The organism is Malikia granosa, from assembly GCF_002980595.1.
In the GTDB taxonomy this organism is placed as follows: domain Bacteria; phylum Pseudomonadota; class Gammaproteobacteria; order Burkholderiales; family Burkholderiaceae_C; genus Malikia; species Malikia granosa.
The window spans coordinates 1-17,929 of sequence record NZ_PVLQ01000079.1; the positions used below are offsets into that span (position 1 = coordinate 1).

The following is a 17,929-nucleotide window of genomic DNA, read 5'->3' on the forward strand; positions in this document are numbered from 1 at the left end:
TTGATTAATACAACAAAGCCGTGCCACGGCACAGCAGGCCATCCAGCACAGCGTCAAGCTCGCCCAGCGCGCGGAGGCCCTGGGCTACAAGCGCTTCTGGGTCGCCGAGCACCATGGCTCGACCCTCAACGCCGGTTCGGCCCCCGAGGTGCTGGTGGCCCATATCCTGGCCAAGACCTCGCATATCCGCGTCGGCTCGGGCGGCGTGATGCTGCAGCATTACAGCCCCTACAAGGTGGCCGAGGTGTTCAAGGTGCTGTCCGCGCTTGCACCGGGTCGGGTGGACCTCGGCGTGGGCAAGGCGCCCGGCGGCTTGCCGCTGTCGACGCGGGCCCTGCAGGTCGGGCGCACGCCGGCGCGCAAGCTGAGCTTCGACCGGCTGCTGGCCGACCTCGATGCCTTTTTGCACAACCAGCTGCCGGAGGACCATGCCCTGGCCGGCGCCGTGGCAACTCCACAGCCCGCCAGCCTGCCGGAATGCACGCTGCTGGGGGCCGCGCCCGAAAGCGCCTTGCTGGCCGCGCGCCATGGCTGGGGCTTTTGCTACGCCGGCCATTTCAACGGTGATCCGGCCAACCTGGTGCATGCGCTGGACGCCTACCGGCAGGCCAGCGGGCGCGAGCCCTCGGTGGCCTTGTACGCCTTTGCCGCTGCTGACCGCGACCAGGCCAGGGAACGGGTCGGCGCGCTGCGGATCTTCAAGCTGCACCTGGCCACCGGCCAGAGCGTGAACCTGCCCAGTGCCGAGGCGGCGGAAGAGTTCGCACGCCAGGCCAGCGTCGTCGACTACCGCATCGAGGAGACCCAGCCCCATGTGATCGCGGGGACGGCCGAGGACGTGCTGGCCGCGCTCGACGAGCTACATGAGCGCCACGGCATCCAGGAATTCGTGATCGATACGCCCGTCGCCCAGTTCGCGGACCGCCTGGCCTCCGTGGAACTGCTGGCGCCACACCAGCAGGCCGTGGCGGCCTGAGCCCTCCCACTCCAACCGAAAGCACCGTTGTCATGAGCAAGAAAAACATCACCTTTGGCATCATGCTGCAAGGCGCAGGCAGCCACATGAATGCCTGGAAGCACCCGGGCGGCCCGGTGGACGCTAGCGTGAACCTGCAGCATTACGTCCGCACCGCGCAGCAAGCCGAGGCAGCAGGAATCGCCTTCGCCTTCGTGGCCGACGGCGCCTACATCAACGAGAAGTCGATTCCGCATTTCCTCAACCGCTTCGAGCCCATTTCCATCCTGTCGGCGCTGGCCATGGTGACTTCCAGCATCGGGCTGGCCGGCACGGTCAGCACCAGCTACAGCGATCCCTACACCGTCGCGCGCCAGTTTGCCTCGCTCGACCTGATCAGCGGCGGGCGCGCGGGCTGGAACGTCGTGACCACGCCGCTGGAAGGCACGTCGCGCAACTACAACAACCGTCCGCATCCCGCGCACGCGCTGCGCTACGAGATCGCCGACGAGTACCTGCAGGTCACCCAGGGACTGTGGGACAGCTGGGACGACGACGCCCTGGTGCGCAACCGCGAAACCGGCCAGTTCTTCGAGCCGTCCAAGCTGCACACCCTGAACCACCACGGCCGCCATTTCCAGGTCGCCGGCCCGCTCAACATCGGCCGCTCGCCGCAGGGCCAGCCGGTGATCTTCCAGGCCGGCTCGTCGGACGCCGGCATCGCCCTGGCCGGCAAGTACGCCGATGCCGTGTTCACCCATTCGCCCTCGCTCGGGCAGACCCGCCAGTTCCGCGAGCAGGTCCGCGCCGCGGCGCTCGCACATGGCCGCGCCGCCGACGACGTCAAGGTCTTCCCCGGCATCAGTCCGGTCGTCGCGGCGACCGACGCGCAGGCCGAGGCCAAGTACGAGGAGATCCGCAACCTGCTGAGCCTCGACGAGGCCCTGGCCTATCTGGGCCGCTTCTTCGACCACCATGACTTCGGCCAGTACCCGCTCGACGAACCCTTCCCCGAGCTGGGCGACATCGGCCGCAACAGCTTCCAGTCGACCACCGACCGCATCAAGGCCGACGCCAAGTCCAAGGGCTGGACGCTGCGCCAGGTGGCGCTCAACGTGGCCACGCCCAGGGGCGAATTCGTCGGCTCGGGCGAGAAGGTGGCCGACCAGATCATCCGCTGGCTGGACGCGGGCGCGGCAGACGGCTTCATCCTCGGCTTCCCGGTGATCGCCCAGGGCCTGGACGACTTCGTGACCCATGTCATACCGGTGCTCGAGGCGCGCGGTCGCTACCGGCGCGAACTGTCCGGCCAGACCCTGCGCGAGCACCTGGGGCTGCCGTACAAGCAGAGCCGCCATGTGCCAGATGAAGCTGCCGCGCCGGCGCTGAAGGTCGCCTGATGAGCCACGTCATTGCCGAGGCCGCCTTGCGCGACGGTGCCCGCATCGAACGCGGCATCGCCCGCCATGCCGACGAGTTCATCGCGCTGCGCCGTGACCTGCACCGCCATCCGGAGCTGGCCTTCAAGGAGCACCGCACCGCCGCCCTGGTGGCTGAAAAGCTGCGCGCCTGGGGCTACGCGGTCAGCACCGGCCTCGCCGGCACCGGCGTGGTGGGGGTGCTGCGTCGTGGCGCTGGCAAGAAGGCGCTGGGCCTGCGCGCCGACATGGATGCGCTGCCGATCCAGGAAGCCACCGGTCTGCCCTACGCCAGCGTGAACCCGGGCGTGATGCATGCCTGCGGCCATGACGGCCATACCGCCATCCTGCTGGCCGCCGCGCGCTTTCTGGCCGAGTCTGGCGAATTCGACGGCACGCTCAACCTGATCTTCCAGCCGGCCGAGGAAATGGGCGCCGGCGCCAGGCAGATGATTGCCGAGGGGCTGTTCGAGCGCTTTCCCTGCGACGCGGTGTTCGGCCTGCACAACTGGCCGGGCGTGCGCCAGGGCCATCTGGGCTGCGTGGCGGGGCCGGCCATGGCTTCGATCGACTTCGCGCGCATCACCTTGCAAGGGCAGGGCGGACATGGCGCCGAGCCGCAGGACACGGTCGATCCGGTGCTCGCTGCCGCGCATGTGATCACGGCGCTGCAGAGCGTGGTGTCGCGCAACGTGGCGCCGCTGGACATGGGCGTGGTCACGGTCGGCGCCATCCATGGCGGCAAGGCGGCCAACGTGATTCCCGACCAGGTCGAGCTCAAGCTCACGGCCCGATCGTTCCGGCCCGAGACGCGCCAGCGGCTGCGCGAGCGCATCACGGCAATCGCACAGGGGCAGGCGCGCAGCCTGGGGGCCGAGGCGGTGGTGGATTTCCAGAACGGTTTTCCGCCGGTGCTCAACCATGAGGAGCCGACCAGGTTCGCGCGCGAGGTCGCCCTCGAGGCACTGGGCGCGGAACGGGTGCTGCCCGACTTCCAGCCCCGCACCGCCAGCGAAGACTTCGCCTACATGCTGCAAGCCCGTCCGGGCAGCTTCCTGTTCCTGGGCAATGGCGACAGCGCCTCCCTGCACAACCCCGGCTACGACTTCAACGATGCCACCCTGGGCGTGGCGGCCAGCTACTGGGCCAGGCTGGCCGAACGCTTCCTGCGCTGAACCCGGCCAGCGATGGAATCCGTCATGAGCGACCAATTTCTCTACACCACCTTGCTCGACCCGCTGGCTCGTCCGCTGATCGAGTCCCTGAGCCACGAGTATGAAACCCGCTACGCCGAGTCCAGCCTCGAGGCCGGCGAAGTCCGGGAGATGCAGAAATACCCGCCCGAGCTCTTTGCTCCGCCCGACGGCAACTTCCTGCTGCTGCTGCGCCATGGCGAGGCCATCGCGGGCGGTGCCTTCAAGCGCTACGACGCGCAGACGGCGGAGTTCAAGCGCATCTGGACCCGCGGCGACCTGCGCCGCCAGGGCCTGGCGCGGCGCTTGCTGGTCGAACTCGAGGCGCAGGCGCAGCGTCAGGGCTATCGCCGGATCTACCTGACCACCGGCAACCGCCAGCCCGAGGCCGTGGGGCTCTACCTGAGCCACGGCTACCGCAAGCTGTTCGATCACGCGATCGATCCGGAAGTGCGCTGCTCGCTGCCGTTCGAAAAGCCGCTCGCGCCCGTCCCCGATCGAGCCGTGACGTTCTCCCCCCCGTTTCCCAGCACCACGCTGGCATCTGCCTGAAGGAGGTCCATCCGATGAACACCACCACTGTCGCTGCACCTTTCGGCGCCCTGCCGATCAACGGGGGCGAAGCTGCCATGGCGCCGTCCACTGCCTCGGCCCAGGCGCCACGCGACTATTCGCATTACCGCATCGTCCCGGCGCGCTATTCGGCGCGCACCCTGGGGGCGGCCTTCTCGCTGCTCGTGATTGCCACCTTGCTGTATTCGGTGCTGACCAATCCGCGCTGGGGCTGGGGCGTGTTCGCCGAATGGTTCTTCGCCGAGCCGATCCTGGTCGGCCTGGGACGCACGCTGCTGCTGACCGCATTGGGCGCCCTGTTCGGCCTGACCCTGGGCACCTTGCTGGCGCTGGCACGCGTGTCGCGCTCGCCGCTGCTGTCGGGCTTGTCCTTCACCTATGTCTGGCTGTTCCGCTCGATTCCGGTGCTGGTGCTGCTGCTGTTGATCAACAACCTCGGCTACCTCTACGAGACGATCGCGCTCGGCGTCCCGTTCACCGGCTGGACGCTGTATTCCTGGAACACGACCCAGCTGATCAGCCCCTTCGTCGCGGCCGTGGTCGGCCTCACGCTCAACCAGTCGGCCTACTCGGCCGAGATCATCCGCGGCGGCATCCTGGCGGTGGACCAGGGCCAGCTCGAGGCGGCGTCGGCGCTGGGCCTGCCGCGCCGGCGCCAGGCCTGGCGCATCGTGCTGCCGCAGGCCATGCGCTCGATCCTGCCCAGCGGCTTCAACAACCTGATCGGGCTGGCCAAGGGAACCTCGGTCGTCTACATCCTGGCAATGCCCGACCTGTTCTACACGGTCCAGATCATCTACCGCCGCAACCTGGAGGTGATCCCGCTGCTGATGGTCGCGACGGTCTGGTACCTCGTGATCCTGACCGTGCTGTCGCTGGTGCAGCAGCAGGTCGAGCGCCACTATGCGCGCGGCGCGCTGCGCAATCCGCCCCCCTCGGTGTTCAGCCTGCTGGCGCGCTGGCTGCGAACTGGTCCGCGCAAGGCGACGGGCCAGGGCCAACCGCAGACGAATGCAGCAGCGGCTGCACCCGGCTGGGCACAGAGCGCACAGCGCGGCGGAGTCGTCGAGATCCACGCGGTCAGCAAGCGCTATGGCAGCAATCCCGTGCTGCACCAGGTGTCGCTCACGATTCCCGCGGGCAGCGTGACCGTGATCCTGGGGCCCTCCGGTTCGGGCAAGTCCACGCTGCTGCGCAGCATCAACCACTTGGAGCGCGTCGACGACGGCTTCATCACCATCGACGGTCAGCTGCTGGGCTACCGGCAAAGCGGCAACAAGCTGTACGAGCTGCGCGATCACGAGATCCTGGCCCAGCGCGCCGACGTCGGCATGGTGTTCCAGAACTTCAACCTCTTCCCCCATCTGTCGGTGCTCGAGAACCTGATCGAGGCGCCGCTGGCGGTGCGCGGCCTGTCGCGCGCCGAGGCCGAGGCGCTGGGGCTCGAGCTGCTGGCCCGCGTCGGCCTGGCCGACAAGGCCGACGCCTATCCGCGTCAGCTCTCCGGCGGCCAGCAGCAGCGCGTGGCCATCGCGCGCGCATTGGCTCTCAAGCCCAAGGTGCTGCTGTTCGACGAGCCCACCTCGGCCCTCGATCCGGAACTGGTGGGCGAGGTGCTCGACGTGATCAAGGAGTTGGCCCGCTCGGGCACGACGCTGATCGTCGTCACGCACGAGATCGGCTTTGCCCGCGAAGTGGCGGACCGCGTGGTCTTCATGGAGCAGGGCCGCATCGTCGAAGCCGGCAGCCCGGAACAGATCTTCAACGCCCCGGCGCAGCAGCGCACCGCCGCCTTCCTGGGCAAGGTGCTCTGACCCCGGCCCCCAATCACCCTTCATCCACCGTCCTGTCAGGAACCAGACTCCATGATCACACGCAAGACCTTCGTCACTTCCCTGCTGTCACTCGCGACCCTGGCGGCTGCCGGCGGGTCGCCCGCCGCGCTGGCCCAGAGCGTCGACCTCAGTCCCGAGCAGCCCGGCCGGCCGCGCTCGCAGCCCGTGCCCGAAGCGCTCAAGCTGCTGCCCAAGGACTTCAGGTTCGCCAAGGACGGCGTGCTGACCGTGGGCACCACCACCGGCCGGCTGCCCTTTGGCGCCTATGCCACCGACAACAAGACGCCGGTCGGCAATGCCCCCGACATCGCCCAGCTCGTGGCCGACAGCCTGGGCCGCAGGCTCGAGCTGGTCTCGGTGGCCTGGGCCGACTGGCCGCTGGGCCTGCAGTCCGGCAAGTTCGACGTCGTGATCTCCAATGTCACCGTCACCGAGGAGCGCAAGGAAAAGTTCGACTTCTCGACCTACCGCGACGACAAGCTGGGCTTCTACGTCAAGTCCGACAGCAAGCTCCAGATCCGGGAGCCCAAGGACGTCGCCGGTCTCAAGGTGATCGTCGGCGCCAGCACCAACCAGGAGCAGATCCTGCTGCGCTGGAACCAGCAGAACATCGCTGCCGGCCTCAAGCCGGTCGAGGTGCAATACCACGACGACGACGTGCTGCTCTACCTGGCGCTCGCATCGGGTCGCGCCGATGCCTATCTGGCACCCAACGGCATCGCCGCCTACCACGCGCGCGACGGCAAGACCAAGCTGGTCGGCAGTTTCTCGGGCGGCTGGCCGCAGACCGCCGAGATCGCGGTGGCCTCGCGCAAGGGCTCCGGCATCGCCGATGCCATCACCGCAGCCCTCAACGCGCAGATCAAGAACGGCAACTACGCCAAGGCGCTGTCGCGCTGGAACCTCGAGTCCGAAGCGATCGCGCAGTCGCGCACCAACCCGCCTGGCCTGCCCAAGAAATGATGCCAGCGACCTTGGCGCAGCGCATTCCCCGCACCCCAACCACGACGACATGATGCAGTTCCATTTCCCCACCCGACGTTCCCTGCTGACATTGGCACTGGCCGCGACCGCTCTCGGCCATCCGGCGCTCCAAGCCCAGACGCCCATCCCGGCTGCCCTGGCCAGGATCGACCTGAGTCCGGCCCAGACCGGGCGGGTGCGCGCCGAGCGCAACCCCGAGGCCATCCAGGCCCTGCCCAAGGACTACAGGTTCGTCAGGGACGGGGTCCTGACCGTGGCCATCGCCCCGGGCGCACCGCCGGTGGCCACCTATGCCACCGATGCCAAGACCGTGATCGGCGCCGATGCCGACTTCGCCCAGCTGGTCGCCGATGCGCTGGGCCTCAAGCTGGAGCTGGTGCCGGTCGCCTGGGCCGATTGGCCGCTCGGGCTGACTTCGGGCAAGTACGATGCGGTCATCTCCAATGTCGGGGTCACCGAGCAGCGCAAGGAGAAGTTCGACTTCTCGACCTACCGGCTCGGCCTGCACGGCTTCTTCGTGCCCAACAACAGCCCGATCCAGTCGCTCAAGGAGGCCAAGGACATCGCGGGCCTGAAGATCATCACCAGCTCGGGCACGATCCAGGAAGGCATCCTGCTCGAATGGAACAAGCTCAACCAGGCCGCCGGGCTCAAGCCGGCCGAGCTCCAGTACTATGACGACGATGCGACGCGCAACCTGGCCTTGCTCTCGGGCCGCGCCGATGCGCAGTTCAACCCGCATCCGATGCAGGCCTACCAGGCCGCCAAGGAGGGCAAGACCCGCCTGGTCGGAACCGTCAACGCCGGCTGGCCCCTGAAAGCCGACGTGGCCATCGCCACCCGCAAGAACAGCGGCCTGGCGGCCGCGCTGACCCTCGCCACCAACGGCCTGATCAAGAACGGCAAGTACGCGCAGGCGCTGCAGCGCTGGCACCTGGGTTCGGAGGCCTTGGCCAGGTCCGAGACCAACCCGCCCGGCCTGCCCAAGTTCTGATGGCGCGACATGGCCATCCAGCATCTCGCATTCCTGACCCCGGGCAACTACCCGGCTGAGCGACCGGCCCACGGCCTCGAGCAAGCGTTGCAACTCTTCGTCCTGGGCGAGCGGCTGGGCTACGACAGCGCCTGGGTGCGCCAGCGCCACCTCGAGAGCGCCATCTCTTCCCCGACCACCTTCCTGGCCGCCGCCAGCCAGCGCACCAGCCGCATCGGCCTGGGCACGGCGGTGATCCAGATGGGTTACGAGAACCCGTTCCGGCTCGCCGAGGACCTCGCGACGGTCGACCTGCTCGCTGGCGGGCGACTGCAGGTGGGCCTGAGCGCCGGCGCGCCACCCCATGGCACGCTGCTCGGCGAACGGCTGTTCGACGGTGACCCGGCTGGCATCGACTTTTCGCACCAGCGCATCGCCAGGTTGCGCGCCAATCTGGGCGGCGAACCGTTCGGTGATGCCGACCGCTGGATCGAGTCGCCGGCCGGACGTGAGCGACCGCGGATCCAGCCCGTCGCGCCTGGCCTCGGGCAGCGGCTCTGGTATGGCGGCGGCTCGCTGCAGTCGGCGCAATGGGCGGCGCGCCACGGCTTGCATCTGCTGCTCGGCAACCTCAACCGCGGCGAGCAAACCGACGACTTCTTCACCGCGCAGCGCCAGCATGTCGAGCGGTTCCGGGCCGAGTGGAACGGGACGGGCCGCGCACGCCTCGCGCTGGGCCGGGTGATCGTGCCGACCGACAGCGCCGATGCCGTCAGCCGGCGCCGCTACGCGGCCTTCGCGGCCTCGCGCCACGAGCGCACGCTGGCGCCGCAGGGCGAGCGGCGGACCCTGTTCGCGCCCGATCTGGTCGGGAGCGCCGGGCAGATCATCGAGTCGCTGCTGCGCGATCCTATCCTGCCGCTGGTCGAGGAGCTGCGGCTGGAGCTGCCCTATGGCCTGGACCTGGAGGACTACGCCCAGATCCTGCAGGACACCCGGGACCGGATCGCCCCGGCGCTCGGCTGGTCGGCCTTGGCGCTGGCGGCCTGACGGGCCTGGGGTCGCAGGCACAGGCCGTCAGAGGAGGCTTGCGCTCTGCAGCAGCATGAACAGGCCGAACCCGGCCGTGGCCGCTGCCACCAGGAGGTAGGCGGCCCATTCCAGCGAGGTCATGCCGTTGTCGGGCGGCAAGGGGTCGCTGGACAAGTAATGGGTTGGAATGTCGTCGATGTTCATGCCAGTCACCTGTCAATGAGCGAGCAGTACGCCCTTGCAGGGTGATTGCTCCGAATGATGGGAAGTCCATCTTCGGAGAACCGGCTGGCGGCGTGAAGCGCTAAAAATGCAGATGCATATTCGCTTTTCAGCCCAGCGAATGCCGTCGTTGGCGCTGTGTCTAGCCCGCCCGGTGCAGCTTGGCGAGGAACTGCTGCGCCCGCGCCGATTCCGGCCGCGAGAAGAAGGCCGCGGGCGCCGCCTCCTCGACCAGCTGTCCCTGGTCCATGAAGACGATCCGGTCGGCGACCGAGCGCGCGAAGTCCATCTCGTGCGTCACGCAGACCATGGTGATGCCCTGGCCGGCGAGCTCGGTCATCACGTCGAGCACCTCCTGCACCATCTCGGGGTCGAGCGCCGAGGTCGGCTCGTCGAACAGCAGGATCTGCGGCGCCAGGCAGAGCGCGCGCGCGATCGCCACCCGCTGCTGCTGGCCGCCCGAGAGCTGGAGCGGGAACTTGTGCGCCTGCTCGGCGATATGCACCCGCTCGAGCTGGGCCAGCGCCTGCGCCTCGGCCTCGGGCCGCGGCAGGCCGGCGACATGGCGCGGCCCCAGCGTCAGGTTGTCGAGCACGCTCAGGTGCGGGAACAGGTTGAACTGCTGAAACACCATGCCGACCCGGCGCCGCACCTGCTGCACCGCGCGCTCCCCGGCCTTGTCCTGCGCGCTGCCCTCGGCGCCCAGCGCCACGCCGTCGACCAGCAGCCGGCCCTCCTGGAACGGCTCGAGCGCGTTGATGCAGCGGATCAGCGTCGACTTGCCGGAGCCGGAAGGGCCGCAGACGACCACCCGCTCGCCGCGCCGGATCTCGAGCTCGATGTCGCGCAGCACGTGGAAATCGCGCCCGTACCATTTGTTGACCCGCTCGAAGCGGATGATGGAGTCGTCGTTGTTGAGCATGGAATGACAGTCAGCGGGTCAGCGCGCGCGCCTGCTGGCGCTCGACCCAGCGGCTGTAGCGCGACATGGCGGCACAGACCACGAAGTAGATGGCGGTAATGAAGCAGTAGCCCTCGATCATGTAGGGGCGCCAGACCGGATCGCCGCTGAGCGCCAGCCCGAGCGAGCCGGTCAGCTCGTACAGGCTCACGATCGTGATCAGCGAGCTGTCCTTGAAGATCGAGATGAAGCTGTTCATCAGTCCCGGCACCACGGCGCCGAGCGCCTGCGGCAGCACGACCAGGCGCTGGCTCTGCCACCAGCCCAGGCCGATGCTGGCGGCGGCATCGACCTGGCCGTTAGGGACCGACTGCAGGCCCGCGCGCACCGTCTCGGCCAGGTAGGCGGCGGCAAACAGTGCGATGCCCAGCAGCACGCGCAACAGCACGTCGGGCGTCGTGCCGGCCGGCAGGAACAGCGGGAACAGGAAGCTGGCCATGAACAGCACCGAGATCAGCGGCACGCCGCGCACCAGCTCCACATAGCAGGCGCACAGCACGCGGATCGCCGGCAGGCGCGAGCGCCGGCCCAGCGCCAGCAGCACCGCCAGCGGGCAGGCCAGCAGGATGGACAGGGTCGCGAGCATCAGCGTCAGCGGCAGGCCGCCCCAGCGCTCGGTCGGCACCGCTTCTAGCCCCGCGAAGCCGCCGCCCATCAGCGCGAAGAACAGCGCCCAGACCAGCCCCCAGGCCGGCAGCAGCCAGCGCTTCCAGCAGCGGCGCAGGCCGCTGGCGACGACCAGCGCGAGCAGCAGCAGGCTGGCCAGCAGCGGCCGCCAATGCTCCGCCTCGGGATAGCGGCCGAACAGGATCAGGCGCTGCTTCTCGGCGATCACGCCCCAGCAGGCGCCGCTGCCGCGCGCGGCCTGGCAGGCCTCGGCATCGGGGCGCCAGACTGCCTGCCACAGCGTCCAGTCGGCCAGGCCGGGCAGGGCCGACAGGCCCCAAGCCAGCAGCGCCAGCGTGGTCAGCGCATTGAGCCAGCCGCCGAACAGCTCGCGCCGGAGCCAGGCCAGCCAGCCTTGCGGCTGCTCGGGCGCCGCGCGCGCGGGAATCATCTGCCAGACTGCCATGGCCTCAGCGCTCCTTCAGCGCCACGCGGCGGTTGAGGATGGCCATCAGCGCCGCGGTCAGCAGCGACAGCGCCAGGTAGACCAGCATGATGACGGCGATGCATTCGACCGCGCGCCCGGTCTGGTTCAGCGTCGTGTTCGCGATCGAGACCAGGTCGGGATAGCCGATCGCCACCGCGAGCGAGGAATTCTTGGTCAGGTTCAGGTACTGGTTGGTCAGCGGCGGCAGGATCACGCGCAGCGCCAGCGGCGCGGTCACGAGCCGCAGCGTCTGGCGCCGGCTCAGGCCTATGCTCTGCGCGGCCTCGATCTGTCCCGACGGCACCGACTTGATGCCGGCGCGCACCACCTCGGCGACGAAGGCCGCGGTGTAGCAGCCCAGCCCCAGGGTCACCGCGATGAACTCGGGCGACAGCGCCGCGCCGCCCTCGATGCCGAAGGCCTGCAGCGCCGGCAGCTCCCAGTGCCAGGCGCTCCAGCTGCCAGTGCCATCGGCGACCAGGGCCGGAAACGCCAGCCCGGCCTTGCTCAGGAACAGCGCCTCGCGCCAGCTCCAGGCCGCATCCGCATCGGGCAGGTATTCCACCAGCAGCAGATACCAGACCAGCAGCTGCACCAGCAGCGGCACATTGCGAAACAGCTCGACATAGGCGCGGCACAGCCCGCGCAGCAGCCCGTTGCGCGCCAGCTGCCCGAGTCCGACCAGCGTCCCGAGCAGCGTGCACAGCAGGATGCCCAGCAGCGCCACGCGCAGCGTGTTGAGCAGCCCGACCAGGAAGGCGCGCGCCAGGCTGTCGCCAGCGTCGAAGGCAATCAGCTGCTCGCCGATGTCGAAGCCCGCCGTCTGGCCCAGGAAATCCCAGCCGCTCTGGATGCCGCGCGCGGCCATGTTGAGCTGGGTGTTGTGCACCAGCCAGAGCAGCGCCGCCAGCAGCCCGGCCAGCGCCAGTGCCTGCCACAGCAGCGCGCGCGCGGCAGGACTGCGCCAGGACCAAGCCCTATGCCGGCGGGCGGGTGGCGCGCGGGGCGGAACAGGCGCCCGCAGCGTCACCGCAGCGGCAGGGCGTAGTGCAGGCCGCCGTCAGTCCAGAGGCGGTTCTTGCCGCGCGCCAGGCCGACGGGGGTCTTCTCGCCGACGTTGCGCTCGTAGATCTCGCCGTAGTTGCCGACCGCCTTGATCGCGCGTGCCAGCCAGTCGCGGTCCAGGCCCAGCAGCTTGCCGGTGTCCTCGGTCTTGCCGAGCAGGCGGCCGACCACCGGGTCGGCGCTGTCGGCCTTGAGCTGGTCGACGTTGGCCTGGGTGATGCCGTTCTCCTCGGCCTCGATCAGCCCGTTGACCACCCAGCGCACGATCGCCAGCCACTCGTCGTCGCCGCGGCGCACCAGCGGGCCCAGCGGCTCCTTCGAGATCAGCTCGGGCAGGATCAGATGCTCCTTCGGGTCCTTGGCCTCCTTGGCGCGCACCGAGGCCAGACCCGAGGTATCGGTCGTGTAGGCCTGGCAGCGGCCGGCGAAATAGGCCGCGTTGGCGGCATCGAACTTGTCGAACACCACCGGCTTGAGGTTGAGCTTGTTGATGCGCGAGAAGTCGGCCAGGTTCTTCTCGGAAGTGGTGCCCGACTGCACGCAGACGGTTGCGCCCTTGAGCTGCTTGGCGCTCTTGACCTTGGTCTTGGCCGGCACCATGAAGCCCTGGCCGTCGTAGAAGGCGATCGCGGTATAGGCCAGCCCCATCGAGGCGTCGCGCGTCAGCGTCACGGTGGTGTTGCGCGACAGCACGTCGACCTCGCCCGACTGCAGCGCTGTGAAGCGCTGCTGCGAGGCCAGCGGCACCCACTTGACCTTGTTGGCATCGCCGAGCACGGCGGCCGCGACGGCCTTGCCGATGTCGACATCGAGCCCGGTCCAGCGTCCCTGGCTGTCGGCCGCCGAGAAGCCCGGCACGCCCGTGCTGACGCCGATCGCGATCTGGTCGCGCTGCTTGATGGTGTCGAGCGTCTTGCCGGCATGGGCGCTGCCGAGGCTGGCCAGGGCCAGCACAAGCAGGGAGAGTCGTATCGGTTTCATGAGAGGGCTTTCTCGCGCTGGGCGTTGGATGGAACAACGGATTCAGGTGCCTGCACTATAGCGCCGAACTCCGGCCCGAATCGGGCCAGCCGCTGGCGGCCGGCGTCTGCGTGGCGGGCCTTGAGGAAGGTCAGCAGCTGCACCGAGGCGCGGTCGAAGTCGAAGACCTCGGGGGTCCGCCGGCGGCGGCTGTAATGAAATCGGGCCAGTTCGTGCATGGCTCATCCTCCGAATATTGATGCGCTCGATCTTCGGCGCAGCCGCCGTCGAAGTGAAGCGACAAAAACTCAGATCCATATTCGCTGCCGGATCAAGCGGATGTTGCGGCGCCATGGTCGTTTCTACCGCCATCGCTCACTTGATTTCCGCATAAGCACGGGCGGAAAACTTCGTTGGCGAATATGGGACCGCCTCCTAGACTGGATGCATACCTCATTGATCCAAACGAAGATGCTTCTCACCGATTCAGCCACTCAACAATCAGGACCTGCGGTTCCGTCGCTGGCGGAAATCGAGCGGCGCACGGAAGCACTCGCGCAGGCGCTCGCCGCCAATGCCGTCGAGCGCGACCGCGCGGGCGGCCATGCCGCCGCCGAGCGCGAGCTGATCCGCGCCAGCGGCCTGCTCGACCTCACGACCCCGTGCGCCTACGGCGGCTGGGGCCAGTCCTGGCAGACCTTCTATGCCGGCCTGCGCCGCATCGCGCAGGCCGACAGCTCGCTGGCGCATCTGTACGCCTTCCACCACCTGCAGGTCGCGACCATCCTGCTCTACGGCAAGCCGGCCCAGCATGAAGCCCTGCTGCGGTCCACGGTCGAGCAGCGCCTGTTCTGGGGCAATGCGCTCAACCCGAACGACAAGCGCGCGCTCGCGACCGAGGACGGCACTGGCTGGCGCATCAGCGGCCCCAAGAGCTATTGCTCGGGCTCGGTCGGCAGCGACCGGCTGACCTTATCGGCCTGGCACGAGCCGAGCCAGAGCCTGCTGATCGGTGCGCTGCCGAGCGACCGCGCCGGCGTCACGATCCGCGCCGACTGGGACGCCTTCGGCCAGAAGCAGACCGACAGCGGCACCGTCACCTTCGACCAGGTGCGGCTGGAGCCGCACGAGGTGCTGGTCCAGCCCGGCCAGGTCGCGACGCCGCGCGCGACGCTGCGCCCGATGCTGGCGCAGCTGATCCTGACCAACCTCTATGCAGGCATCGCCCGTGGCGCGTTGCAAGAGGGCCTGCGCTACACGCGCGACGCCTCGCGGCCCTTCTTTGCCTCGGGCGTCAGTCGCGCGGTCGACGACCCCTATGTGCAGCAGCGCTACGGCCAGCTCGCGGTGCTGGTGCGGCCGGCCGAGCTGCTGGCCGACCTGGCGGCGCAAGCCATCGACCAGGCGCTGGCGCTGGGCGACGCCGTCACGGCCGCCGACCGCGGCCGGGTGGCGATCGCGGTCGCAGAGGCCAAGGCCGTCGCCCACCGCGCCGCGGTCGAGGTCAGCAGCCAGATCTTCGAGCTCACGGGCGCGAGCGCGACCTCGGCCCGCTTCGGCCTCGACCGCTTCTGGCGCAACGCGCGCGTCCACACGCTGCACGACCCGATCGACTACAAGCTGCGCGACCTCGGCCGCCATGCGCTGACCGGCAGCTTCCCCGAACCCAGCTCGTATTCCTGAATCCTCATCTTCCTTCGAAAGGTCAATCCATGAGCCTCGACATCTTCTGGTTCCTGCCCACCTCGGGCGACACCCGCTACCTCGGCAAGTCCGACTTCGGCCGTCCCGCGACCAACGACTACATGAGGCAGATCGCCGTCACGGCCGAAAGCCTGGGCTACGACGGCCTGCTGATCCCGACCGGCAGCTCCTGCCTCGACCCCTGGGTGACGGCGGCCAGCCTGATTCCCGTCACCCAGCGCATCAAGCTGCTGGTCGCCTTGCGCACCTCGGTCAGCGGTCCGACCGCCTCGGCGCGCCAGGCCGCGACGCTGGACCAGGCGCTCAAGGGCCGGCTGCTGCTCAACGTGGTGCCGGGCGGCGACGCGACCGAACTCGCCGCCGAGGGCGTCCACCTCGCGCATGACGAACGCTACGAGGTTGCCGACGAGTACCTGACCGTCTGGCGCCAGCTGCTGCAGGGCGAAACGGTCGACTTCGACGGCAAGCATTTCCAGATCGAGGGCGCGAAGAACTACTTCCCGCCGGTCAGCCTGCCCTATCCGCCGCTGTACTTCGGCGGCTCATCGCCGGCCGCGCACGAGTTGGCGGCCAAGCATGTCGATGCCTACCTGACCTGGGGCGAGCCGCCCGCCGCGGTGGCCGAGAAGATCGCCGACGTGCGCGCGCGCGCCGCCAAGCATGGCCGCAAGGTGCGCTTCGGCGTGCGGCTGCAGGTCATCGTGCGCGAGACCAACGAGGAGGCCTGGGCCGAAGCCGAGCGCCTGATCAGCAAGCTGACCGACGAGGACATCCAGGCCGCGCAGGCCAACTTCGCCAAGATGGACTCGGTCGGCCAGAAGCGCATCACCGAACTGCACGGCGGCGACCGCAACAAGCTCGAGATCAGCCCCAACCTCTGGGCCGGCGTCGGCCTGGTGCGCGGCGGTGCCGGCACGGCGCTGGTCGGCGACCCCGAGACGGTGGCCGCGCGCCTGAAGGAATACGTCGACCTCGGCGTCGACAGCTTCGTGCTGTCGGGCTACCCGCACCTGGAGGAGGCGATCCGCTTCGCCGAGCTGGTGTTCCCGCTGCTGCCCGGCAAGCAGCCGGTCACGCTGCGCGACCAGGCCATCACCGGCGGCGCCTTCGACGTGCGCGCCAGCGCCAGCACCGAACTGAAGAAGGCCGCATGAACGTGATCGACATGCGCTGCAGGCCGGCCTACCTGCACGACTTCTTCGGCGCCACGCCCGGCAGCGCGGCCAACGAGACCGCGCGCTGGCTGAATCGGCGCGTCGGTACCCGGGGCGACGACGAGCATTACGCCCGGTCGCGCACGCCAGAAGGCTTCCTGGCCGAGATCAGTGATGCCGGCCTGAGCCAGGCCGTGGTGGTGGGGCGCCACACGCCCGCGCAGCACCTGCCCAACGACCGCATCCACCAGATCGTCAGCTCAGACCCGCGGCTGGTCGGCGTCGGCGCGGTCGACCCGGACCTGCTCGGCGACGCCACGCTGGCCGAAGTCGATCGCGCCGTGCTGCAACTCGGCCTGGCGGGCATCAACCTCGAGCCCGGTTTCGGCTCGCCGGCGCGCCATCCGGACGACCGTGTCTTCTACCCGGTCTACGAGCGGCTGTCCGAGCTCGGCGCCCCGGCCTTCCTGATGTCGGGCCCGACCACGCCCGACCAGCGCTACAACGACCCTGCGCCGCTGGCGCGCGTGGCGGCCGACTTTCCGGACCTGCGCCTGGTGGCCTATCACGGCTACTGGCCCAATGTGCAGCAGCTGCTGGGTGTCGCGTTCCGGCACGCGAACGTCTACCTGGTGCCCGACATGTACCTGTTCCTGCCGGGCAGCGAGGTACTGGTCCAGGCCGCCAACGGCTTCCTGTCGGACCAGCTGCTGTTCGGTTCCTCCTACCCGTTCCGGCCGATCGGGCAGAGCATCGAGGATGCGCAGCGGCTGGGGTTCAGGGATGGGGTGCTGGAGAAGTTCTTCTACGGCAATGCCAGGAGGGTGCTGGAACCGAGCGGTAGCCGTGCGAGGAAAGCCCCGTAGGTGACAGCTCAGGCTGGGAGCGGTCGTCTGGCTCCGTCCAGTCGATGGACCGCTCACGGCCAGGAGCGGGCACTGGTGTGATGTCGAAGCGGACGCTCAACGTCGGAGTTAGCTCGCACCGCTCGAATGCGCCATCTTCATCGCCGCGACTACGGGCTTGGTGAAATTGAAGTGCCCAGCCTGGCGTGGATCGTCCGGACTCAATCGTGTAAGCACTGGACCACCCGCTCCATCGGACCTCTCAATCTCCCACGAAACGACCTCGCACCCATTCGACGCATCCGCTCCAACTACGTGCAACTGTTCCCCAATTATGGGCAACTCGTGAATCGGTCGTTGCGCTCCTTCACTGATGTCGCGTACCCATGACTCGCTTGTCCATACCATTGCAAAGGCTTTAAGATAAAATGCGCGATCCGCGACATTTCTCCAGAACAGGTACTTCTCGGACTGGTCGGTGAACGCAGTAGACATGAAGTCAATTTGCTTCCATGTTTTATCGTACAGGGCGAGCATGGGAATGTGGTTGCCATGTTGCTCGAATGTCGCTTGGGCAAGCTTTGCATGCATCGCAACGACATCGGCGAGAGAGCTCGGCTTCGGCGCGAGGCAGAGTGCTTCCCTCAAGGCGACGAACGCCGGTGGCGCTTTGTAGTTTGGATCTTGGTTCATCCGAACACTAGTGTGTCGGCCGATTCCCGGCTTCGCAAACTTGACAAAGCGCACTCGCGCAACGTCATTAGACGACGGGTCCAGCGCGGTTGGATGGGGCACCGAGGCGTCCAGCGCAGAGCCCATCTGCGTCGCCAAGTCCTTGCAAACCCGATGTAGCTCAGAGTAGGCATAGGTCAGGGCATAGATCAGTTCTCGATCAGGTAGGCTGTTAGCTATCCAGCGACGTTGAATCTTGAGCACTGCAGGGCTTTGTTGCAATATTCAAA

At 68.3% G+C, this 17,929-nt stretch carries 18 protein-coding genes; 11 read left to right on the forward strand and 7 right to left on the reverse strand.

The window, feature by feature from the left end:
- Nucleotides 1-7: 7 nt before the first annotated feature.
- Genes C6P64_RS15360 through C6P64_RS15395 form a run of 8 tightly spaced genes read left to right on the forward strand, consistent with a single transcriptional unit; the run spans nucleotide 8 to nucleotide 8,981 of the window.
- Complete coding sequence (locus tag C6P64_RS15360; protein WP_105749423.1) at nucleotides 8-976, forward strand: LLM class flavin-dependent oxidoreductase; 969 nt, start codon at nucleotides 8-10, stop codon at nucleotides 974-976.
- Nucleotides 977-1,008: 32 nt separating this feature from the next.
- A complete protein-coding gene (locus C6P64_RS15365) occupies nucleotides 1,009-2,355 on the forward strand; it encodes an LLM class flavin-dependent oxidoreductase (RefSeq protein ID WP_105749424.1) in 1,347 nt (448 codons plus the stop codon).
- A complete protein-coding gene (locus C6P64_RS15370; RefSeq protein WP_105749425.1) occupies nucleotides 2,355-3,548 on the forward strand; it encodes a M20 aminoacylase family protein in 1,194 nt (397 codons plus the stop codon). The genes C6P64_RS15365 and C6P64_RS15370 overlap by 1 nt, the downstream gene beginning before the upstream one ends.
- Nucleotides 3,549-3,572: 24 nt before the next feature.
- On the forward strand, nucleotides 3,573-4,118 hold the full coding sequence (locus C6P64_RS15375; RefSeq protein ID WP_105749437.1) for a GNAT family N-acetyltransferase: 546 nt from the start codon (nucleotides 3,573-3,575) through the stop codon (nucleotides 4,116-4,118).
- 14 nt (nucleotides 4,119-4,132) lie between these two features.
- Nucleotides 4,133-5,953 carry an amino acid ABC transporter permease/ATP-binding protein gene (locus C6P64_RS18735; RefSeq protein ID WP_105749426.1) on the forward strand — a complete coding sequence of 607 codons (1,821 nt, stop codon included), beginning with the start codon at nucleotides 4,133-4,135 and terminating at the stop codon, nucleotides 5,951-5,953.
- Nucleotides 5,954-6,004: 51 nt separating this feature from the next.
- A complete protein-coding gene (locus C6P64_RS15385; protein ID WP_105749427.1) occupies nucleotides 6,005-6,937 on the forward strand; it encodes an ABC transporter substrate-binding protein in 933 nt (310 codons plus the stop codon).
- A 52-nt stretch (nucleotides 6,938-6,989) separates the two neighbouring features.
- A complete protein-coding gene (locus tag C6P64_RS15390; RefSeq protein WP_105749438.1) occupies nucleotides 6,990-7,952 on the forward strand; it encodes an ABC transporter substrate-binding protein in 963 nt (320 codons plus the stop codon).
- 9 nt (nucleotides 7,953-7,961) lie between these two features.
- Nucleotides 7,962-8,981: an LLM class flavin-dependent oxidoreductase gene (locus C6P64_RS15395; protein WP_105749428.1), complete on the forward strand. Its 1,020-nt coding sequence runs from the start codon at nucleotides 7,962-7,964 to the stop codon at nucleotides 8,979-8,981.
- Nucleotides 8,982-9,008: 27 nt separating this feature from the next.
- Here C6P64_RS15395 and C6P64_RS18250 read toward each other — a convergent pair whose 3' ends face one another.
- From C6P64_RS18250 to C6P64_RS15420, 6 genes are all read right to left on the reverse strand, one after another.
- Nucleotides 9,009-9,167, reverse strand: a complete 159-nt coding sequence (locus tag C6P64_RS18250) for a hypothetical protein (protein WP_170073124.1) — start codon at nucleotides 9,165-9,167, stop codon at nucleotides 9,009-9,011.
- 160 nt (nucleotides 9,168-9,327) lie between these two features.
- Nucleotides 9,328-10,107, reverse strand: coding sequence for an amino acid ABC transporter ATP-binding protein (locus tag C6P64_RS15400; RefSeq protein ID WP_105749429.1), 780 nt, complete (start codon nucleotides 10,105-10,107; stop codon nucleotides 9,328-9,330).
- 10 nt (nucleotides 10,108-10,117) lie between these two features.
- On the reverse strand, nucleotides 10,118-11,218 hold the full coding sequence (locus tag C6P64_RS15405; protein ID WP_105749430.1) for an amino acid ABC transporter permease: 1,101 nt from the start codon (nucleotides 11,216-11,218) through the stop codon (nucleotides 10,118-10,120).
- A 4-nt stretch (nucleotides 11,219-11,222) separates the two neighbouring features.
- Nucleotides 11,223-12,269 carry an amino acid ABC transporter permease gene (locus C6P64_RS15410; RefSeq protein ID WP_245911758.1) on the reverse strand — a complete coding sequence of 349 codons (1,047 nt, stop codon included), beginning with the start codon at nucleotides 12,267-12,269 and terminating at the stop codon, nucleotides 11,223-11,225.
- Nucleotides 12,266-13,285: an amino acid ABC transporter substrate-binding protein gene (locus tag C6P64_RS15415; protein WP_105749431.1), complete on the reverse strand. Its 1,020-nt coding sequence runs from the start codon at nucleotides 13,283-13,285 to the stop codon at nucleotides 12,266-12,268. The genes C6P64_RS15410 and C6P64_RS15415 overlap by 4 nt, the downstream gene beginning before the upstream one ends.
- Entirely contained in the window at nucleotides 13,282-13,503 is a 222-nt protein-coding gene (locus C6P64_RS15420) for a hypothetical protein (RefSeq protein WP_105749432.1), read from the reverse strand. Before C6P64_RS15420 ends, C6P64_RS15415 begins: the two co-directional genes overlap by 4 nt.
- 232 nt (nucleotides 13,504-13,735) lie before the next feature.
- On the opposite strand from C6P64_RS15420, the gene C6P64_RS15425 reads away from it, so the two are divergent.
- The 3 genes from C6P64_RS15425 to C6P64_RS15435 are packed head-to-tail and all read left to right on the forward strand — an operon-like array spanning nucleotide 13,736 to nucleotide 16,988.
- Entirely contained in the window at nucleotides 13,736-14,947 is a 1,212-nt protein-coding gene (locus C6P64_RS15425; protein ID WP_105749433.1) for an acyl-CoA dehydrogenase family protein, read from the forward strand.
- Nucleotides 14,948-14,976: 29 nt separating this feature from the next.
- Nucleotides 14,977-16,122 carry an FMNH2-dependent alkanesulfonate monooxygenase gene (gene ssuD / locus C6P64_RS15430; protein ID WP_105749434.1) on the forward strand — a complete coding sequence of 382 codons (1,146 nt, stop codon included), beginning with the start codon at nucleotides 14,977-14,979 and terminating at the stop codon, nucleotides 16,120-16,122.
- Nucleotides 16,119-16,988 carry an amidohydrolase family protein gene (locus C6P64_RS15435; protein WP_105749435.1) on the forward strand — a complete coding sequence of 290 codons (870 nt, stop codon included), beginning with the start codon at nucleotides 16,119-16,121 and terminating at the stop codon, nucleotides 16,986-16,988. Before ssuD ends, C6P64_RS15435 begins: the two co-directional genes overlap by 4 nt.
- Before the next feature lie 108 nt (nucleotides 16,989-17,096).
- On the opposite strand, the gene C6P64_RS15440 is transcribed toward C6P64_RS15435, so the two are convergent.
- Nucleotides 17,097-17,903: a hypothetical protein gene (locus tag C6P64_RS15440; protein ID WP_146115948.1), complete on the reverse strand. Its 807-nt coding sequence runs from the start codon at nucleotides 17,901-17,903 to the stop codon at nucleotides 17,097-17,099.
- Nucleotides 17,904-17,929 lie beyond the last annotated feature (26 nt).

Bases quoted from the DNA above. Each gene is read 5' to 3' on its own strand.
- C6P64_RS15370 (WP_105749425.1), top strand. From the start codon at position 2,355: ATGAGCCACGTCATTGCCGAGGCCGCCTTGCGCGACGGTGCCCGCATC.
- C6P64_RS15375 (WP_105749437.1), top strand. From the start codon at position 3,573: ATGAGCGACCAATTTCTCTACACCACCTTGCTCGACCCGCTGGCTCGT.
- C6P64_RS15365 (WP_105749424.1), top strand. From the start codon at position 1,009: ATGAGCAAGAAAAACATCACCTTTGGCATCATGCTGCAAGGCGCAGGC.
- C6P64_RS15405 (WP_105749430.1), bottom strand. From the start codon at position 11,218: ATGGCAGTCTGGCAGATGATTCCCGCGCGCGCGGCGCCCGAGCAGCCG.
- C6P64_RS15400 (WP_105749429.1), bottom strand. From the start codon at position 10,107: ATGCTCAACAACGACGACTCCATCATCCGCTTCGAGCGGGTCAACAAA.
- C6P64_RS15435 (WP_105749435.1), top strand. From the start codon at position 16,119: ATGAACGTGATCGACATGCGCTGCAGGCCGGCCTACCTGCACGACTTC.
- C6P64_RS15390 (WP_105749438.1), top strand. From the start codon at position 6,990: ATGCAGTTCCATTTCCCCACCCGACGTTCCCTGCTGACATTGGCACTG.
- C6P64_RS15395 (WP_105749428.1), top strand. From the start codon at position 7,962: ATGGCCATCCAGCATCTCGCATTCCTGACCCCGGGCAACTACCCGGCT.
- ssuD (WP_105749434.1), top strand. From the start codon at position 14,977: ATGAGCCTCGACATCTTCTGGTTCCTGCCCACCTCGGGCGACACCCGC.
- C6P64_RS18735 (WP_105749426.1), top strand. From the start codon at position 4,133: ATGAACACCACCACTGTCGCTGCACCTTTCGGCGCCCTGCCGATCAAC.
- C6P64_RS18250 (WP_170073124.1), bottom strand. From the start codon at position 9,167: ATGAACATCGACGACATTCCAACCCATTACTTGTCCAGCGACCCCTTG.
- C6P64_RS15420 (WP_105749432.1), bottom strand. From the start codon at position 13,503: ATGCACGAACTGGCCCGATTTCATTACAGCCGCCGCCGGCGGACCCCC.
- C6P64_RS15425 (WP_105749433.1), top strand. From the start codon at position 13,736: ATGCTTCTCACCGATTCAGCCACTCAACAATCAGGACCTGCGGTTCCG.
- C6P64_RS15385 (WP_105749427.1), top strand. From the start codon at position 6,005: ATGATCACACGCAAGACCTTCGTCACTTCCCTGCTGTCACTCGCGACC.
- C6P64_RS15415 (WP_105749431.1), bottom strand. From the start codon at position 13,285: ATGAAACCGATACGACTCTCCCTGCTTGTGCTGGCCCTGGCCAGCCTC.